Here is a 17,944-nt window from a genome sequence, read left to right as displayed (position 1 = left end):
GGAACCTCGCGGCCCCTGGTGGCGACCAACCTACCGCATCTCCCCCCGCTGTCTGTACAGGCGGTGAAAGCTCCGGTCTTTTTCGGCGGGCCGTCGAGCAGCGAGTGTACGTGGTCGAGGGGTGTTTGGTCGAACCTCTTCTTCCGGGACCACCGTCCGCCCGGCGGATGTCCGGCCCGGCGGGGCGCACACCGGCGGATCGCCGGGGGCCGCGATGCGGACGGGGCCGTACGGATACTGGAACCGCCACGCCCGGTCCGTCCCGGTTCTGCGACGATGCAGGCATGAGCGCTTCCACCCCGCAGCCCGACCAGTCCCTCCGCCCCGCCGACCGCCGGGTCTCCGCCCGGATCGGTGCGATCGCCGAGTCCGCGACCCTCGCCGTGGACGCCAAGGCCAAGGCCCTCAAGGCCGCCGGCCGCCCGGTGATCGGCTTCGGTGCCGGTGAGCCCGACTTCCCGACGCCGGACTACATCGTCGAGGCGGCCGTCGAGGCCTGCCGCGACCCGAAGAACCACCGCTACACCCCGGCGGGTGGACTGCCCGAGCTCAAGGCCGCGATCGCCGCCAAGACGCTGCGCGACTCCGGCTACCAGGTGGACGCCTCCCAGGTGCTGGTCACCAACGGCGGCAAGCAGGCCATCTACGAGGCCTTCGCCGCGATCCTGGACCCGGGCGACGAGGTCATCGTCCCGGCCCCGTACTGGACCACCTACCCGGAGTCGATCCAGCTGGCCGGCGGTGTCCCGGTGGAGGTCGTCGCCGACGAGACCACCGGCTACAAGGTCTCGGTCGAGCAGCTGGAGGCCGCCCGCACCGAGAACACCAAGGTGGTGCTGTTCGTCTCGCCCTCCAACCCGACCGGCGCGGTGTACACCCGCGACGAGGCCGAGGCGATCGGCCGCTGGGCGCTGGAGCACGGCCTGTGGGTGCTCACCGACGAGATCTACGAGCACCTGGTCTACGGCGACGCGACCTTCACCTCGCTGCCGGCCCTGCTGCCCGAGCTGGCCGACAAGTGCATCGTGGTCAACGGCGTGGCCAAGACCTACGCGATGACCGGCTGGCGGGTGGGCTGGGTGATCGGCCCCAAGGACGTGATCAAGGCCGCGACCAACCTGCAGTCGCACGCCACCTCCAACGTCTCCAACGTCGCCCAGCGCGCCGCGATCGCCGCCGTCGCGGGCGACCTGTCCGCCGTGCACGAGATGCGCACCGCCTTCGACCGCCGCCGCCGGACCATCGTGCGGATGCTCAACGAGATCGACGGCGTCCTCTGCCCCGAGCCCGAGGGCGCCTTCTACGCCTACCCCTCGGTCAAGGGCCTGCTGGGCAAGGAGATCCGCGGTCAGCGCCCGCAGACCTCCGCCGAGCTGGCGAGCCTGATCCTGGACGAGGTCGAGGTCGCCGCCGTCCCGGGCGAGGCCTTCGGCACCCCCGGCTACCTGCGGTTCTCCTACGCGCTCGGCGACGAGGACCTGGTCGAGGGCATCAGCCGGCTCCAGAAGCTGCTCGGCGAGGCCCGCGACTGACGTCCGACGTCAACCGGACACGGCGGATTCACCCGCCGCACCGCCCTCTTTCACCCCTTCGGGGGACGGAAAGAGGGCGGTTCCCGTTTGGGGGCCTCATACGGCAGTATCGGAAAATGGAACGCCTGTTGAACCCGCGAGACGTCAGGGGCCTCCCGAAGGCCCACCTGCACCTGCACTTCACCGGCTCGATGCGGCCCGCCACCCTGCTGGAGCTGGCCGACAAGCACGGCGTCCGCCTGCCGGAGGCGCTCAGCTCCGGCGAGCCGCCCAAGCTCCGCGCCACCGACGAGCGCGGCTGGTTCCGCTTCCAGCGCCTCTACGACACCGCCCGCTCGGTGCTCCGGGACGAGTCGGACATCCGCCGGCTGGTCCTGGAGACCGCCGAGGACGAACGGCGGGAGGGCTCCCGCTGGCTGGAGATCCAGGTCGACCCGACCTCCTACGCGCCCCGGCTGGGCGGGCTGATCCCCGCCCTGGAGCTGATCCTGGACGCGGTCGAGCAGGCCGCCGCGGCCACCGGGGTGGGCATCCGGGTGCTGGTCGCGGCGAACCGGATGAGGTCCCCGATGGACGCCCGGACGCTGGCCCGGCTCGCCGTCCGCTACACCGACCACGGCGTGGTCGGCTTCGGCCTCTCCAACGACGAGCGCCGCGGCCTGGCCCGGGACTTCGACCGGGCCTTCGAGATCGCCCGCAAGGGCGGGCTGCTGGCCGCCCCGCACGGCGGCGAGCTGGCCGGGCCGGAGTCCGTCCGGGACTGCCTGGACGACCTGGGCGCCGGCCGGATCGGCCACGGCGTGCGGGCCGCCGAGGACCCGCGGCTGATGGCCCGGCTGGCGGACCGCCAGATCACCTGCGAGGTCTGCCCGTCCTCCAACGTCTCGCTCGGCGTCTACGAACACCCGGAAGAGGTACCGCTGCGCCGGTTGTTCGACGCCGGGGTACCGCTGGCGCTCGGCGCGGACGACCCGCTGCTGTTCGGCAGCCGGCTGGTCGCCCAGTACGACCTGGCCCGCGACGCCCTGGGCTTCACCGACGCCGAACTCGCCGAGCTGGCACGGCAGTCGGTCCGCGGCTCGTGCGCCCCGGAGGCCGTCCGCAAGGAGCTGCTGGCGGACATCGACGCCTGGCTGGTCGACGGGCACCCGGCCCGCTAGAGCCCCTGGGCACGGGCCCGCCAGGGCCCCTGGACACGCCTCAGAGCTTGACGCCCACCATCACGGGCTCGTTCACCAGCTCCACCCCGAAGGCCTCGCGGACCCCGTCCCGGATCTCCCGGGCCAGGGCCAGCAGGTCCTCGGCGGTGGCCGCGCCGCGGTTGGTCAGCGCCAGGGTGTGCTTGGTGGAGAGCGTGGCCGGGCCGTCGCCGTAGCCCTTGGCGAAGCCCGCCCGGTCGATCAGCCAGGCCGCCGAGGTCTTGGTGCAGCCCTCCGGGGCGGGGTAGGCGGGGGCGTCCTCGGCACCCGGGCGGGTGCGGAAGGACTCGTACTGCGCCGCCGTGAGCACCGGGTTGGTGAAGAAGGAGCCGGCCGACCAGGTGTCGTGGTCCGCCGGGTCCAGCACCATGCCCTTGCCGGAGCGCAGCCCCAGCACCGCGTCGTACGCCTCGCCCAGCGGCACCCGCTCGCCCTGCTCGACACCGAAGTGCCGGGCCACCTCGGCGTACTTGACCGGGGTGGAGAGCCCCGCGTGGTCCGCCAGGGCGAACCGCACCCGCAGCACCACGTAGCGGTCCGGCCGGGCCTTGAAGCGGCTGTGCCGGTAGGAGAACCCGCACTCGTCGTTCGAGAGGGTGACCACCTCGCCCGCCGTGCGGTCGTACGCGACCACCTCGGTGACGGTCTGGGCCACCTCCTGGCCGTACGCGCCGACGTTCTGCACGGGGGTGGCGCCGGCCGAGCCGGGGATGCCGGCCAGGAACTCGATGCCGGCCAGGCCGTGCTCGCGCACCGCGCGGGTGACCGCCTCCGACCACACCTCGCCGGCCGCCAGCTCCAGCACGGTGCCGTCCAGGGCGAACCCGGTGGTGGCGACCCGCAGCACCGTGCCGGGGAAGCCGGCGTCGCCGATCACCAGGTTGGAGCCGCCGCCGAGGACCAGCAGCGGCTCACCGGCCGCGTCGGCCTCGCGGACGGCGGCGATCACCTCGTCGTCGGTGTGGGCGGTGACCAGCCGACGGGCCGGGCCGCCGAGCCGGAGCGTGGTGAGCGGGGCGAGGGGGGCGTCGTTTTCTACCAGCACGCCCACCAGCGTACGGGGACGGGGGCGGCCGCTCGGCCGCCCCCGTGACCCGCACCCCACCGTTCAGGCCTTCGAGGCCTCGGCCGGGACGGCCTCCTCGGCGCCCTGGACGCCCTCGACGCTCTCGACGCCCTGGATGCTCTCGACGCCCTCGGTGTCCGCCGCCCGCTCGATCGCGGCGGACTGCTCGGCGGCCACCGCTCCGGCGACCACCGCCCCGGCCTTCGCCGTCCGGCCCGGCAGCAGCAGCGCGCAGGCCCCGGCCGCCAGCACCACCGCGGCTCCGACGTACAGCGCGGGCCCCATCGCGTGGACGAAGGTCCCGGCCGAGCCGTCCCCGCCCTGCTCCGAGAAGACCGCCGCCAGCACGGCCACCCCGAGCGCGCCGCCGACCTCGCGCAGCGCGTTGTTGGCGCCGGAGGCGATGCCCTGCTCCTCGGGCCGGACGCTGTCCATCACCATGGCGGCGGTCGGCGCGAAGTACATCGACATGCCGACCCCGCACATCACCACGGCGGGCACCACCGGGCCGTACGCGTAGTGCCCGAGTCCGGCGCTGATCGCCGCGTACAGCGCCAGGCCGACGCCCTGCAGCACCAGCCCGAGCACCACGATCGGGCGGCCGCCGAGCCGGTCGGCCAGGATCCCGGCGAGCGGGGCGACGATCAGCCCCACCCCGGTCCACGGGAGCATCCGGACGCCGGCCTCCTCCGGGGTGTAGCCGCCGACGGTCTGCAGGTGCTGGCTGATCAGGAAGATCGAGCCGAACATCCCGAGCGACATCAGCAGGCCGGAGGCGTTGACGGCGGTGAAGGTCCGGTTGCGGAACAGCCGCATCGGGAGCATCGGGTGCTTCGCGCCGCGCTGCTCGTACCGGACGAAGGCGATCAGCAGCAGGACGCCGCCGGCCAGTGCGCCCAGCACCAGCGGGCTGGTCCAGCCGTCCGGGTTGCCGCGGATCAGGCCGAGCACGACGCCGAACAGGCCGAGGCTCACCAGCACCGTGCCGACCGCGTCCAGCGCCGGGTTGGCGCCCCGGCTCTCGCGCAGCTTGACGGCGGCCAGCGGCACCAGGACCACGCCGACCGGGACGTTCACCCAGAAGATCCACTGCCAGGAGAAGTTCTCCGTCAGGGTGCCGCCGACCAGCGGTCCGGTGGCGATGGCGAGGCCGTTGACACCGGCCCAGATGCCGAAGGCCATCCCGCGCTTGGCCGCCGGGATGGCGGCGGTCAGCAGGGTGAGGGTGAGCGGCATCGCCACCGCGGCCCCCACGCCCTGGAGGGCACGGGCGGCGATCAGCTCGCCGATGCCGGGCGAGAGCGCGGCCGCGGCCGAGCCGACGGTGAAGAGCGTGAGCCCGATCACGAACATCCGGCGGCGGCCGAAGCGGTCGCCGAGCGCCGCGCCGAACATCAGCAGCACGGCGAAGGAGAGGGTGTAGGCGCTGACCGTCCACTCCAGGTCGGACAGCCCGCCGCCGAGCTCCTCGCGGATGGAGGGCAGCGCGGTGGTGACGACCAGGTTGTCCAGCGCGGCCATGAAGCCCGCGAGGGCGGTGATCACCAAGGTCCAGACGCCGGTACGGCCGAGGCCCGGGCGCTCCGTGGCCGCCACCTCGGCCCCGGTCGCCTTCGCCACCTCGGCCCCCTCGGCCGCCTCCGCCGCCTCGGCCCCGGTCGCGCTTGCTGCTGTGTGCTCCGTCATGAACGTCCCCCCAGGATTTCCCGGATAGTTATTGATCACTAACTTTTGAGGGCCGAAAAGTGGGCCGCCCGGACCGCGCCGCGCGACCCGCTACCCGGCCTCCTCGCGCTCGCCGAAGCCGTCCCAGATCCGGTGCTCCCGGGGGAAGCCCAGCGCCACCAGGGCGTTGATCAGCATCCCGTACGCGAAGAACTCGGTGGTCCCCTGCACGTCGCCGCCGACCCGCTCCCGCACCCGCTCGAACAGCTCCCCCCACAACCGCCGGGCGGTCTCGCCGATCTCGTCCTCGCCGGCCATCCGGGAGGCGAACACCGAGACGTACAGCTGCATCTGCATCATCAGCTGCTCGCCGTCCTCGACCAGGCCCATGTACGCCTCGGACATCTTCGCGGCGGCCTCCTCGCCGGTCAGCCCGGCCGACGCCACGTCGAAGACCTTCCAGGTCTCCTCGATGCAGCGCTCGGCGGCCGCCGTGAAGATCGCCTGCTTGCCCGGGAACAGCCGGAACAGGTACGGCTGTGAGACGCCCACCCGGCGGGCGATCGACTCGGTGGACGTCCCGCGGTAGCCGTTCCTGGCGAACTCGATCATCGCGGCCCGGACGACGCTCTCGCGTCGCTCCTCCGCGCTCATCCGCATGCTCGTCTTCGCCATGGGCTCTAAGTTAGTGACCAATCACTATCTCGGCAAGGGCTCGGCACCGAAAAAACCCGACCGCCCCGGAACCCGTCGAACGGGCCCCGGGGCGGTCGGAGTGACGAAGGCCTCAGGCGAGCCGGACGACCGCCCGGGACATCCCCAGCACCTTCTGGCCGCCCGAGGTGGCCAGCAGGTCGACCTGGACCTTGCGGTCGTCCAGCTTCTTGGCGACCTTGGCGGAGACCTCGATCACCGCGCCGACCCCGTCGTTCGGCACCGGCACCGGCCGGGTGAAGCGGACGCCGTACTCGACCACCGCGGCCGGGTCGCCGACCCAGTCGGTGACCACCCGGATCGCCTCGGCCATGGTGAACATGCCGTGCGCGATGACGTCCGGCAAGCCGACCTCCAGCGCGAACTTCTCGTTCCAGTGGATCGGGTTGAAGTCACCGGAGGCGCCCGCGTACTGCACCAGTGCGGCGCGGGTCACCGGGAAGGACTGGGCCGGCAGCTGGGTGCCGACCTCGACCTCGTCGTAGTTGATCGCCATCGCGCTCACTCCCCCGCCTCGTCGGCGGCCCGGGCCACCAGCGTCATGATCGCCGTCACCACGTGCTCGCCGATCTCGTCCGCCACCTCGCCACGCACGGTGAGCACGTCGTTGCCCGCCAGCGACTTGATGTTGTCGATGGTCACCGCGACCGTCAGCCGGTCGCCGGCCTGCACCGGGCGGGTGTACTGGAACTTCTGGTCGCCGTGCACCACCCGGCTGTAGTCCAGCCCCAGCTCCGGGTCCTCGACGACCTGGCCGGCCGCCTGGAAGGCGATCGCGAACGGGAAGGTCGGCGGGGCGATCACGTCCCGGTGGCCCAGCGCCTTCGCGGCCTCCGCGTCGGTGTACGCCGGGTTGGCGTCCCCGATCGCGACCGCGAACTCGCGGATCTTCTCCCGGCCGACCTCGTACGGGGCGGTGGGCGGGTAGCTACGCCCGATGAAAGAGGGGTCGAGTGCCACGGCAGCTCCTCGGAACGCGGGTGGATACCCGGACGGGTACGAAAAAAGACTCCGGGCCGCATCCCCTGTTGAGGGATACGGCCCGGAGTCGAAGACCTGAATCACACAGGCCCGGCGCCCTGCAGCAGGGTCAGCGGGTCTCGCGGTGCGCGGTGTGCGAGTTGCAGCGGGGGCAGTGCTTCTTCATCTCAAGACGGTCCGGGTCGTTACGCCGGTTCTTCTTGGTGATGTAGTTCCGCTCCTTGCACTCCACGCAGGCCAGCGTGATCTTCGGGCGGACGTCGGTGGCAGCCACGGGAGTGCCTTCCTTGGACAACGAATAAGAACACAACAAGAGTAGCCGACCGGGAGTGCGATCTCCCGACCGACTACGCGGGGTAGCGGTGACCGGACTTGAACCGGTGACACAGCGATTATGAGCCGCTTGCTCTACCAACTGAGCTACACCGCCACAGTGATCAGCGGCCCGGCCGAAGCCGAACTGCCTTTCACCAGAGCCCCCATGCGGAATCGAACCGCAGACCTTCTCCTTACCATGGAGACGCTCTACCGACTGAGCTATAGGGGCGAACGAGGAAGAGATTACACGTTCCGCGCCCAGAGGTGAAATCCGTATCCCGGGGCGAAGACCGCAGGTCGGCGAGGTGCACGGACGGACGATCCAAGGCCGGGCGTTCGATCGGCCGACGAGCCGTACGCCCCGAGCCGATACGACTATTGCCCGCCTCCCGGCGCCCCGCCCCCGTGCGCCATAGGCTCGACGCTCATTGGCCGGGGCACCGGCCCGATCCCCCACGGGCCCACTGGCCAGCGCGAGAAGGAGCCGGCGATGGACAGCGCAGCCGCCGACGGGCCGCACTCAGGCCCCGGCCCGGCGGCCAACCCGCTCGGGCACGGCCCGGTCCTCCTGCTCACCGGGGCCCGGCTGGCCGACGGACGGGTGGTGGACGTGCGGGTCAGCGGCGACCGGATCCAGGCGGTCGGCACCGTCGGCAGCCTCGGCCCGCTGCCCGCCCTGCCCGGCGCCCCCACCGTCACCACCGGCGCCCGGATCGACCTCAAGGGCTACCTGCTGCTCCCCGCCCCCGCCGAGGCGCACGCCCACTACGACTGCGCCTTCTCCGCCGCCCTGCCCGCCCCGCCCCCGGACACCCCCGCCGACCTCACCCGCCGGATCACCGAGGCCGCGCTCACCTCGCTCGGCTACGGCGCCACCGCCCAGCGCACCCACGTCCGGATCGGCGACGTGCACGGGCTGCGCCAGCTGGAGGCGGTGCTCACCGCCCGCCAGGCGCTGCGCGGCCTGGCCGAACTCCAGGCGGTGGCGATGCCCCGACTGCTCACCGGCCGGGCCGGCGCGGACGGGCGGACCCAGCTGCGCGAGGCCCTCAAGCTGGGCGCCACGGCGGCCGGCGGCTGCCCGGAGCTGGACCCGGACCCGGCCGGGTACGTCCAACTGCTGCTGGAGGCCGCCCGGGAGGCGGACTGCCCGGTGGACCTGCACACCACCGCCGCCGACGCGACCCAACTCGCCCGCCTGACGGGCGCCCTGGCACCGCTGCGGCCCCGGGTGACGCTCGGGCCGTGCGGGGCGCTGGCCCGGGGCGGGGCCACCGTGCTGGCGACCAGCGGGGTGCGGGTGGTCTGGCTGCCGCAGAACGGCGGCTGCACCGGCCTGGAGGGCCGCCCCGCCGGACTCCGGCCAGGCCTGGTAAGGGAGTTGACCGCGGCCCGGGTGCCGTTGGCGGCGGGCAGCGGAGCGCTGCGGGACCCGTCCAACCCGGTCGGCCGGGCCGACCCGCTGGAGGCGGCCTACCTGCTCGCGGCGAGCGGGGAGCTGGACCCGGACGCGGCGTACGACGCGGTGGCGAACCAGGCCCGGGCGGCGCTCGGGCTGCCGCCGGTGCGGGTGGACGCCGGTTTCCCGGCGGAGCTGCTGGCGGTGCGCGGAGACAGCCTGGCCGGGGCGCTCGCGGGCGGGCACAGCCGGCTGGTGGTGCACAGCGGCCGGGTGGTCAGCCGGACCAGCGCCGTCCGGGAGTTCGCGGACACCGTGGCGCTGGCGCTGCCCCGGCAGTCCGGCGGCACGGACTGCTGAGCGCGCGGGGGGCCGGGAAAGCCAAGGGGCGCGCGACCTGAGTCGCGCGCCCCTCCCCCACTGCTGGCCGCCCTTGGCCGGCGGCTGGAGCGGTCCCGGCCTCCCCCACAAGGAGCAGGAACCGCTCGTTCCGGCACCGACACTACGACCACGGACCACCGCCCCCGACCGGCCTTGACGCTCCCCTGTCGCCCACCGGCCGGCTCTTGACGGCTCGTTGACGCCGCCCCGTTCGGGCCCGGCCCCACGACGCGTACCGGCGGCTACGGCACGGACCGGCCCCACGACGCCGACCGGCGACTACGGCACGGACCGGCACCCCTGGCACGGACCGGCGGCTACGGCACGTACCGGTAGCCGATCCCCGGCTCGGTGATCAGGTGCCGCGGCCGGGCCGGGTCGCGCTCCAACTTCCGCCGCAGCCCGGCCAGGTAGACCCGCAGGTAGTTGCCGCGCGCCTCCTGGGCCGGCCCCCACACCTCGCGCAGGATCTGCCGCCCGGGCACCAGCCGGCCGGGATTGGCGAGCAGCAGGCTGAGGATCCGCCACTCGGTCGGGGTGAGCCGCACCGGTCCGCCCGGCCCGACCACCGTGGTGGCCGCGAGGTCGACGGTGTGGTCGCCGATCACCGGCCGGCCCGGCGGCGCCGGGCTCAGCGGCCGGCGCAGCACCGCCCTCAACCGGGCCAGCAGCTCGTCCATCAGGAACGGCTTGGTGAGGTAGTCGTCGGCGCCCGCGTCCAGCGCGCCGATCTTGTCGGCGGCGTCGGAGCGGCCGGAGAGCACGATGATCGGCGCCGCGCTGTGGGTGCGCAGTCCGCGCAGCACGTCCATGCCGTCGAGGTCGGGCAGGCCGAGGTCGAGCAGGACGGCGTCCGGGGCGGAGTGCGCGGCCCGGTCGAGTGCCTCGCTGCCGCTGGCGGCCGTGCGGACGGCGTACTGCCGGGCGCTGAGGTTGATCCGCAGGGTGCGCAGCAGGGCCGGTTCGTCGTCGACGACGAGGATCTCGCAGTTCTCGATGGTGTGCTCACTCATGGTGCGGTGGCTCCTCCCCGGTGGCACGGTGCTCGGTGGCGGCGGGCTCGGTGACGGCGGCCTCGGCGGCCGGTTCGGCGGCGGGCTCGGTGACGGCGGGCTCGGCAGCGGGCTCGGTGACGGCCGGCAGGGTGAGCAGCATGGTGGTGCCGCCGCCGGGGGTGTCCTCCACCTCCAGGCTGCCGCCCATGGCCTCGGCGAGGCCCCGGGAGAGGGCCAGGCCCAGGCCGACCCCGGTGGTGTTGTCGGTGTCGCCGAGGCGCTGGAAGGGCAGGAAGACCCGGTCGCGGTCCTCGGGGGCGATGCCGGGGCCGCGGTCGATCACCCGGATCTCGACCTGGTCGGCGTGGTGGCTGGCGGTGACCAGGACGGGCGCGCCGGGGGCGTTGTAGCGCAGCGCGTTGGTGATCACGTTGGCGAGCACCCGCTCCAGCAGCGGGGGGTCGGCGAGCACCGCCGGGGCGGTGTCCAGGTCGAGCGGCTGGACCGGCGCGTACGGGTCGGGGAGGCTGTCGAGCGCCCGGGGCAGGACCTCGTCCAGGTGGGTCTCGGTGAGGTGCAGGGTGAGCGCGCCGGCCTGGAGGCGGCTCATGTCGAGCAGGTTGTCGACCAGCCGGGTGAGCTTGACCAGCGATTCGTCGGCGGTTTCGAGGAGTTCGGTCTGGTCCTCGGGCGAGAACTCGACGTCCGGGCTGAGCAGCGAGCCGACCGAGGCGCGGGCGGCGGCCAGCGGGGTGCGCAGGTCGTGGCTGACGGCGGCGAGCAGTGCGGTGCGCATCCGGTCGGCGGCCTTGATCGGCTCGACCTCGGCGGCGACCACGGCCAGCCGGTCGCGCTCCAGCGCGGCGCCGACGTGGGCGGCGAAGGCGGTGAGCACCCGCTGGTCGGCGGCGGGCAGCCGGCGGCCGGTGAGGATCAGCACGGCGTCGACGCCGACCGGGACCTCGGTGGTCTCGTGCTGCGCCTCGTCCTCGTCCGGGTGCTCGGCCTCGCTGTGGGCGAGCACCTCGCCGTCGGAGCGGGAGAGCAGGACGACGGTCTGCATGCCGAAGGCCGTCCGGGACTTCTCCAGCAGGGCGGGCAGCGCGTCGGCGCCGCGCAGCACGCTGCCGGCCAGGGTGGAGAGGGTCTCGGCCTCGGCGGTGGCCCGGGCGGCCCGGGTGGTGAGCCGGCCGGCGTGGTCGACCACGGTGGAGACGGCGAGCGCGATGGCGGCGAAGACCACCAGGGCGACGATGTTGTTGGTCTCGCCGATGGTCAGGCTGTGGACCGGCGGGATGAAGTAGTAGTTCAGCAGCACCGAGGCGATGAACGCGGCCAGCAGGGCGGACATCGCGCCGCCGAGCAGGGCGACGATGACCACGCCGAGCTGGAAGATCAGCGCGTCGGTGGTGAGGTTGATGGTGTCGTGCGCCTGGGAGAGCAGGACGGTGAGCAGCCAGGGGATCACCAGGCCGGCCAGGTAGCCGACGACGGTGCGGCGCCGGGAGTGGCGCCGGCCCAGCGCGGGCAGCCGGCCGCGGCCGGTGAACTCGTGGGTGACCATGTGGACGTCGATGTCCTCGGAGGCGTCCACGGTCGTCTGCCCGGTGCCCGGGCCGGTGAGGAAGCGGTTGATCCGGCCGCGGCGGCTGGTGCCGAGCACCAGCTGGGTGGCGTCGTGGGCGCGGGCGAAGGCCAGCAGCGCGGTGGGGACGTCGTCGCCGACCACCACGTGGTAGCTGCCGCCGAGGCTCTCGACCAGTTGCCGCTGCTGGGCGAGCGCGCCGGAGGAGGCGCCGGCCAGGCCGTCGCTGCGGGACACGTGCACGGCCAGCAGCTCGCCGCCCGCGGCGGCGGCGATCCGGGCGGCCCGTCTGACCAGGGTCTCGCCCTCCGGGCCGCCGGTGAGGGCGACCACCACCCGCTCGCGGGTCTCCCAAACCCGGTCGATCTTGTGGCTGGCCCGGTAGTCGCGCAGCCCCTCGTCCACCCGGCCGGCCACCCAGAGCAGGGCGAGCTCGCGCAGGGCGGTGAGGTTGCCGACCCGGAAGTAGTTGGAGAGCGCGGCGTCCACCTTCTCCGCCTTGTAGACGTTGCCATGGGCCATCCGCCGGCGCAGCGCCTGGGGCGCCATGTCGACGAGTTCGAGCTGGTCGGCCCGGCGGACCACCTCGTCCGGGACGGTCTCGCGCTGCGGGATCCCGGTGATCTTCTGGACGACGTCGTTCAGCGATTCCAGGTGCTGGATGTTGACGGTGGTGATGACGTCGATCCCGGCGGCGAGCAGTTCCTCGACGTCCTGCCAGCGCTTGGCGTGGCGGCCGCCGGGGATGTTGGTGTGGGCAAGTTCGTCGACCAGCACGACGGACGGGCGGCGGGCGAGCACCCCGTCGAGGTCCATCTCCTCGAACTCGGCGTCGCGGTAGGAGCGGTGGGCGCGCGGCAGCACCTCCAGGCCGTCGGTCATGGCCTCGGTGTGGCGGCGGCCGTGGCACTCGATGTACCCGATCACGACGTCGGCCCCGCGCTCCTGTCTGCGCCGGGCCTCGTCCAGCATCCGGTAGGTCTTGCCGACCCCCGGGGCGGAGCCGAGGTACACCCTCAACCGACCGGTGCGGATGCCGGAGCCGGGGGTGAGGTCGCGGGCCATGGGCACTGCTTCTTTCCATCAGGAGGTGGCGGCGGGGGACGGTGCGCGTCTGCGGGTACGGCGCGGCCGACCCGGGCGCGGGGAGCATCCTCCCGCGCCCGGGTCGGCCCGGTCATCCTGGTATGTCGTGCGGTGTCACTGTCCGATCACTTCTGCTCGGTCACTTCTGCGCGGTCATGTCCGCTCGGTCGGGTCCGCTCGGTCACTTCGCTTCGCTGATCGCCCGGTTGAGCAGGACGACGTTGACGCCCTCGTTGCCGAGGAAGCCGAGCGAGCGGCTCTCGGTGTACTTGTCGACCAGCCCGGCGACCGTCTCCACCGGCAGCTTGCGCTCCTTGGCGACCCGGTTCACCTGCTCCTTGGCGTAGACCACCGAGATGTGCGGGTCGAGGCCGGAGCCGGAGGCGGTCAGCGCGTCGGCCGGGACGCTCGCCGGGTCGACGCCGTCGAACGCGGCGACGGCGGCGCGGCGGTCGTTGACGGCCTTGAGCAGGTCGTCGCTGTTCGGACCGAGGTTGCTGGCACCGGAGTTGTCACCGGCGTAGTTGTTGGCGGAGGGCCGGGGCTGGAACCACTTCGGGTCCGGCACCGGGTCCTCCTTCGGGTCGTCCGGGTTCTTCTTGGGCAGGTTGTAGTTCTGGCCGAGGAGGCTGGAACCGACCTGCTTGCCGTCGGACTTCACGATCGAGCCGTTGGCCTTGTCGCTGAACGCGACCTGGCTGATCCCGGTGACCAGCAGCGGGTAGGCGACTCCCAGGATCACCGTGAGCACGAGCAGCGCGCGCAGCGCGGTCCAGTGCGTACGGATGGTGGTCGGCAGGGGCTTGGACATGGTGTTTTCTCCTTCCCTGCGTCAGCTGAGGCCGGGGATGAACTGGACGATCAGGTCGATCAGCTTGATGCCGACGAACGGCACCACCAGACCGCCGAAGCCGTAGACCCCGATGTTGCGGCGCAGCAGCGAACTGGCGTCGGACGGGCGGTACTTCACGCCGCGCAGGGCGAGCGGGATCAGGCCGATGATGACCAGGGCGTTGAAGATGATCGCCGAGGTGATCGCGGACTGCGGGCTGTGCAGGCCCATGATGTTGAGGTGGCTCAGGCCCGGGTAGACCCCGGCGAACATCGCGGGGATGATCGCGAAGTACTTGGCCACGTCGTTGGCGATCGAGAAGGTGGTCAGCGCACCGCGGGTGATCAGCAGCTGCTTGCCGATCTCCACGATCTCGATCAGCTTGGTCGGGTTGGAGTCCAGGTCGACCATGTTGCCGGCCTCCTTGGCCGCCATGGTCCCGGTGTTCATCGCGACGCCGACGTCGGCCTGGGCGAGCGCGGGGGCGTCGTTGGTGCCGTCGCCGGTCATCGCGACCAGCTTGCCGCCCTCCTGCTCCTTCTTGATCAGGGCCATCTTGTCCTCGGGCGTGGCCTCGGCGAGGAAGTCGTCCACGCCGGCCTCCTCCGCGATCGCCTTGGCGGTCAGCGGGTTGTCGCCCGTGATCATGATGGTCTTGATGCCCATCCGGCGGAGCTCGTCGAACCGCTCCCGCATGCCCTCCTTGACCACGTCCTTGAGGTGGATGACCCCCAGGACGCGGGCGGGACGGCTGCCGACCTTGGCGGCCACCACCAGCGGGGTGCCACCGGCGGCGGAGATGCCGTCGACCAGGGTGGCGACCTCGTCGCCGACCGAACCGCCGTTCTCGGTGACCCAGTTGGAGACCGAGCCGGCCGCACCCTTGCGGACCTGGTGGACGCCGTCGGCCTCGTCCAGGTCCACGCCCGACATCCGGGTCTGGGCGGTGAACGGGACCCAGGTGGCGTGCGTCAACTCGCCCTGGGCGCGGGCCCGCAGGCCGTACTCGGTCTTGGCCAGGACCACGATCGAGCGGCCCTCGGGGGTCTCGTCCGCGAGCGAGGAGAGCTGGGCGGCACCGGCCAGTTCGTCCGTGGACACGCCCGGGGCGGGCAGGAACTCGGCGGCCTGGCGGTTGCCCAGGGTGATGGTGCCGGTCTTGTCGAGCAGCAGGGTGTTGACGTCGCCGGCGGCCTCGACGGCGCGGCCGGACATCGCCAGCACGTTGCGCTGGACCAGGCGGTCCATGCCCGCGATGCCGATCGCGGAGAGCAGCGCGCCGATGGTGGTCGGGATGAGCGCCACGATCAGGGCGACCAGGACGATCATCGACTGCGGGGCGCCCGCGTAGGTCGCCATCGGCTGGAGGGTGACGACCGCGACCAGGAAGACGATGGTCAGCGAGGCCAGCAGGATGTTGAGCGCGATCTCGTTCGGCGTCTTCTGCCGGGCGGCGCCCTCGACCAGGGCGATCATCCGGTCGATGAAGGACTTGCCGGGCTCCGAGGCGATCTTCACCACGATCCGGTCGGACAGCACCTTGGTGCCGCCCGTCACCGCGGAGCGGTCGCCGCCGGACTCGCGGATGACCGGCGCGGACTCACCGGTGATCGCCGACTCGTCGACGGACGCGACGCCCTCGACCACGTCGCCGTCGCCGGGGATGACCTGCCCGGCCTCGACCACCACGTGGTCACCGAGCTGGAGCGCGGTGCCGGGCACCTCCTCCTCGGCCTGGGTGGCGGGCCAGTCGGTGAGCCGGCGGGCGACGCTCTCGGTCTTGGTCTTGCGCAGGGTGTCGGCCTGGGCCTTGCCGCGGCCCTCCGCGACGGCCTCCGCCAGGTTGGCGAAGATCGTGGTGAGCCAGAGCCAGACGGTGATCGCCCAGGCGAACACCGACGGGCTGGCGATCGCGGAGACGGTGGTGACCACCGAGCCCACCTCGACCACGAACATCACCGGGTTCTTGACCATCACCCGGGGGTCGAGCTTCTTCACCGCGTCCGGCAGGGACGCGAGGATCAGCTTCGGGTCGAGGAGGCCGCTCTGCACTCTGTGCGGCGCGGCGGGCTCGGCCTTGTCGTCGGCCGGTGCGGGGTTGAGCGTAGGGGTGGACATCAGGAGAGACCTTCCGCGAGCGGCCCGAGGGCCAGGGCCGGGAAGTAGGTGAGGCCGACGACGATCAGGATCACACCCGACAGCAGGCCCACGAACAGCGGCTTGTGGGTGGGCAGGGTGCCCGGAGTGGCCGGAACCGGCTGCTGCTGGGCGAGCGAGCCCGCCAGCGCCAGGACGAAGACGATCGGCAGCAGCCGGCCGAAGATCATCGCCAGGCCGAGCGCGGTGTCGTACCAGTCGGTGTTGACGGTGATGCCGCCGAAGGCCGAGCCGTTGTTGTTGGCGGCCGAGGTGAAGGCGTACAGCACCTCGGAGAAGCCGTGGGCACCGGAGTTGAGCATTCCGGCCCGCTCGCCCGGCAGGGCCATCGCCACACCGGTGCCGACCAGCACGAGGGTCGGGGTGGTGAGGATGTACAGCGAGGCGAACTTCATCTCCCGGCCGCCGAGCTTCTTGCCCAGGTACTCGGGGGTGCGGCCGACCATCAGGCCGGCGACGAACACCGCGACGACCGCCAGGATCAGCATGCCGTAGAGGCCGGAGCCCACACCGCCGGGCGCGATCTCGCCCAGCATCATGTTGAAGACCGTCAGACCGCCGCCGAACGGGGTGAACGAGTCGTGGAAGGAGTTCACCGCACCGGTCGAGGTCAGCGTGGTGGAGGCGGCGAAGATCGTGCTGGCGGCGATGCCGAAGCGCTGCTCCTTGCCCTCCATCGCCGCGCCCGCGGCCTGCAGGGCGGTGCCGTGGTGCGAAGCCTCGGACCAGGTCAGCAGGGCGGTCGAGGCGACCCAGAAGATGCCCATCACGGCGAGGATCGCGTAGCCCTGGCGGTTGTCCCCCACCATCCGGCCGAAGGTCCGCGGCAGGGCGAACGGGATCAGCAGGATCAGGAAGATCTCGACCAGGTTGGAGAAACCGGTCGGGTTCTCGAACGGGTGCGCCGAGTTGGCGTTGAAGAAGCCGCCGCCGTTGGTGCCGAGGAGCTTGATGACCTCCTGGGAGGCCACCGGGCCGCCCGGGATCTTCTGCACCTCGCCGCTGAGGGTGGTCACGTCGGTGAAGCCGTGGAAGTTCTGGATCACCCCGGTGGCGGCCAGGACCAGGGCGAAGACGATCGAGATCGGCAGCAGCAGGCGCAGGTTGATCCGGGTGAGGTCCACCCAGAAGTTGCCGACCCGGTCGGTCCGGTTCCGGGTGAAGCCCCGGATCAGCGCGGCGACGACGGCGATGCCGACGGCCGCGGAGACGAAGTTCTGCACCGCCAGGCCCGCCATCTGCGCCAGGTGGCCCATCGCGGACTCACCGGCGTAGGACTGCCAGTTGGTGTTGGCGACGAAGGAGATGGCGGTGTTCCAGGCCTGGTGGCCCTCCATCTGCGGAACGCCCAGGTTCAGCAGCAGGTAGCCCTGGAGCCGGATCAGGCCGTAGAGGAAGAGCACCGAGACGGCCGAGAAGGCGATCACCGAGCGCAGGTACACCGACCAGCGCTGATCGGCGTCACCGTCGACGCCGATCACCTTGTAGATGCCGCGCTCGACTCTGAGGTGCTTGGAGGTGGTGAGGACCTTGGCGATGTAGTCGCCGAGGGGGCGGTAGCACAGGGCCAGCGCGCCGACGAGGGCGAGGGCCTGCAGCCAGCCCGCGAGAGTGGATCCCATGTCAGAACTTCTCCGGGAAGATCAGCGCCACGACGAGGTAGCCGACGAGAGCGACGGCCACGACCAGACCTGCGATGTTCTCCGCGCTCACAGCTTCTCCACCCCCCGCGCGATCAGGGCGATGACGGCGAACACGGCGACCGTGACACCGACGTAGATGAGATCGGACATGGGCTCCACCAGCGTGGTTCGGGAGATGCCGCGACCGGGCCGAATGGCTTCCGTACGGCACCGGCGGACGACCGGCAGAGGAAGCAAATCAGCCGTCTAAGGCGCGTTAGGGCTCCCTGACGCCCTCCATACGGGTGAACGCAGTGCGTTGACGCGACCTTGACGTCCGCTTCACCGGGCCGAGACCGACGTGATCGGGCCGAGACCGTCGTGAGCCTGCCGGGGCCCCGGCACGCACGGG

The 17,944-nt window shown here is 72.2% G+C and carries 15 protein-coding genes and 2 tRNA genes; 3 read left to right on the top strand and 14 right to left on the bottom strand.

Annotated features, from left to right (window positions below; translation table 11 throughout):
* Window positions 1-284: 284 nt before the first annotated feature.
* Both ACFY2K_RS01770 and ACFY2K_RS01765 read left to right on the top strand, forming a co-directional pair.
* Window positions 285-1,532 (top strand): pyridoxal phosphate-dependent aminotransferase, encoded by a 1,248-nt coding sequence (locus ACFY2K_RS01770; RefSeq protein ID WP_375881979.1) that lies wholly within the window; start codon window positions 285-287, stop codon window positions 1,530-1,532.
* 116 nt (window positions 1,533-1,648) lie between these two features.
* The gene (locus tag ACFY2K_RS01765) at window positions 1,649-2,692 is read left to right on the top strand and encodes an adenosine deaminase (protein WP_375881976.1); all 1,044 of its coding nucleotides are present in this window, start codon (window positions 1,649-1,651) and stop codon (window positions 2,690-2,692) included.
* Between the two features lie 40 nt (window positions 2,693-2,732).
* On the opposite strand, the gene ACFY2K_RS01760 is transcribed toward ACFY2K_RS01765, so the two are convergent.
* The 8 genes from ACFY2K_RS01760 to ACFY2K_RS01725 form a co-directional block, all read right to left on the bottom strand.
* Complete coding sequence (locus ACFY2K_RS01760; RefSeq protein WP_380521305.1) at window positions 2,733-3,776, bottom strand: UDP-N-acetylmuramate dehydrogenase; 1,044 nt, start codon at window positions 3,774-3,776, stop codon at window positions 2,733-2,735.
* 63 nt (window positions 3,777-3,839) lie between these two features.
* Window positions 3,840-5,318 carry an MFS transporter gene (locus ACFY2K_RS01755; RefSeq protein WP_380644870.1) on the bottom strand — a complete coding sequence of 493 codons (1,479 nt, stop codon included), beginning with the start codon at window positions 5,316-5,318 and terminating at the stop codon, window positions 3,840-3,842.
* Between the two features lie 255 nt (window positions 5,319-5,573).
* On the bottom strand, window positions 5,574-6,137 hold the full coding sequence (locus ACFY2K_RS01750) for a TetR/AcrR family transcriptional regulator (RefSeq protein WP_375881973.1): 564 nt from the start codon (window positions 6,135-6,137) through the stop codon (window positions 5,574-5,576).
* A 112-nt stretch (window positions 6,138-6,249) separates the two neighbouring features.
* The gene (locus ACFY2K_RS01745) at window positions 6,250-6,672 is read right to left on the bottom strand and encodes a MaoC family dehydratase (protein WP_387709187.1); all 423 of its coding nucleotides are present in this window, start codon (window positions 6,670-6,672) and stop codon (window positions 6,250-6,252) included.
* Between the two features lie 5 nt (window positions 6,673-6,677).
* A complete protein-coding gene (locus ACFY2K_RS01740) occupies window positions 6,678-7,136 on the bottom strand; it encodes a MaoC family dehydratase N-terminal domain-containing protein (RefSeq protein WP_375881971.1) in 459 nt (152 codons plus the stop codon).
* Between the two features lie 130 nt (window positions 7,137-7,266).
* Complete coding sequence (gene rpmG / locus ACFY2K_RS01735) at window positions 7,267-7,431, bottom strand: 50S ribosomal protein L33 (RefSeq protein ID WP_006604855.1); 165 nt, start codon at window positions 7,429-7,431, stop codon at window positions 7,267-7,269.
* 83 nt (window positions 7,432-7,514) lie between these two features.
* Window positions 7,515-7,587, bottom strand: a tRNA-Met gene (locus ACFY2K_RS01730).
* Between the two features lie 44 nt (window positions 7,588-7,631).
* Window positions 7,632-7,704: transfer RNA gene (locus ACFY2K_RS01725), tRNA-Thr, on the bottom strand.
* 261 nt (window positions 7,705-7,965) lie between these two features.
* Between ACFY2K_RS01725 and ACFY2K_RS01720 the strand changes: the two genes are divergently transcribed.
* Window positions 7,966-9,234, top strand: coding sequence for a hydrolase (locus tag ACFY2K_RS01720; protein ID WP_380521308.1), 1,269 nt, complete (start codon window positions 7,966-7,968; stop codon window positions 9,232-9,234).
* Between the two features lie 338 nt (window positions 9,235-9,572).
* Here the strand turns inward: ACFY2K_RS01720 and ACFY2K_RS01715 are convergent, their stop codons facing one another.
* The 6 genes from ACFY2K_RS01715 to kdpF all read right to left on the bottom strand — a co-directional run bounded on the left by ACFY2K_RS01715 (window position 9,573) and on the right by kdpF (window position 17,623).
* Window positions 9,573-10,268: a response regulator gene (locus ACFY2K_RS01715; protein WP_375881967.1), complete on the bottom strand. Its 696-nt coding sequence runs from the start codon at window positions 10,266-10,268 to the stop codon at window positions 9,573-9,575.
* A complete protein-coding gene (locus tag ACFY2K_RS01710; protein WP_387709185.1) occupies window positions 10,261-12,900 on the bottom strand; it encodes an ATP-binding protein in 2,640 nt (879 codons plus the stop codon). Before ACFY2K_RS01710 ends, ACFY2K_RS01715 begins: the two co-directional genes overlap by 8 nt.
* A gap of 202 nt (window positions 12,901-13,102) precedes the next feature.
* On the bottom strand, window positions 13,103-13,732 hold the full coding sequence (gene kdpC / locus ACFY2K_RS01705; protein WP_375881963.1) for a K(+)-transporting ATPase subunit C: 630 nt from the start codon (window positions 13,730-13,732) through the stop codon (window positions 13,103-13,105).
* Window positions 13,733-13,753: 21 nt separating this feature from the next.
* Entirely contained in the window at window positions 13,754-15,871 is a 2,118-nt protein-coding gene (kdpB, locus tag ACFY2K_RS01700; RefSeq protein WP_380521313.1) for a potassium-transporting ATPase subunit KdpB, read from the bottom strand.
* Complete coding sequence (kdpA, locus tag ACFY2K_RS01695) at window positions 15,871-17,532, bottom strand: potassium-transporting ATPase subunit KdpA (RefSeq protein WP_375881959.1); 1,662 nt, start codon at window positions 17,530-17,532, stop codon at window positions 15,871-15,873. Before kdpA ends, kdpB begins: the two co-directional genes overlap by 1 nt.
* A gap of 1 nt (window position 17,533) precedes the next feature.
* Window positions 17,534-17,623, bottom strand: coding sequence for a K(+)-transporting ATPase subunit F (gene kdpF, locus ACFY2K_RS01690; RefSeq protein WP_045693083.1), 90 nt, complete (start codon window positions 17,621-17,623; stop codon window positions 17,534-17,536).
* Between the last annotated feature and the right edge of the window lie 321 nt (window positions 17,624-17,944).

The organism is Kitasatospora sp. NPDC001309, from assembly GCF_042896295.1.
Lineage (GTDB): Bacteria > Actinomycetota > Actinomycetes > Streptomycetales > Streptomycetaceae > Kitasatospora.
This window is presented reverse-complemented; position numbering and strand designations above follow the sequence as displayed.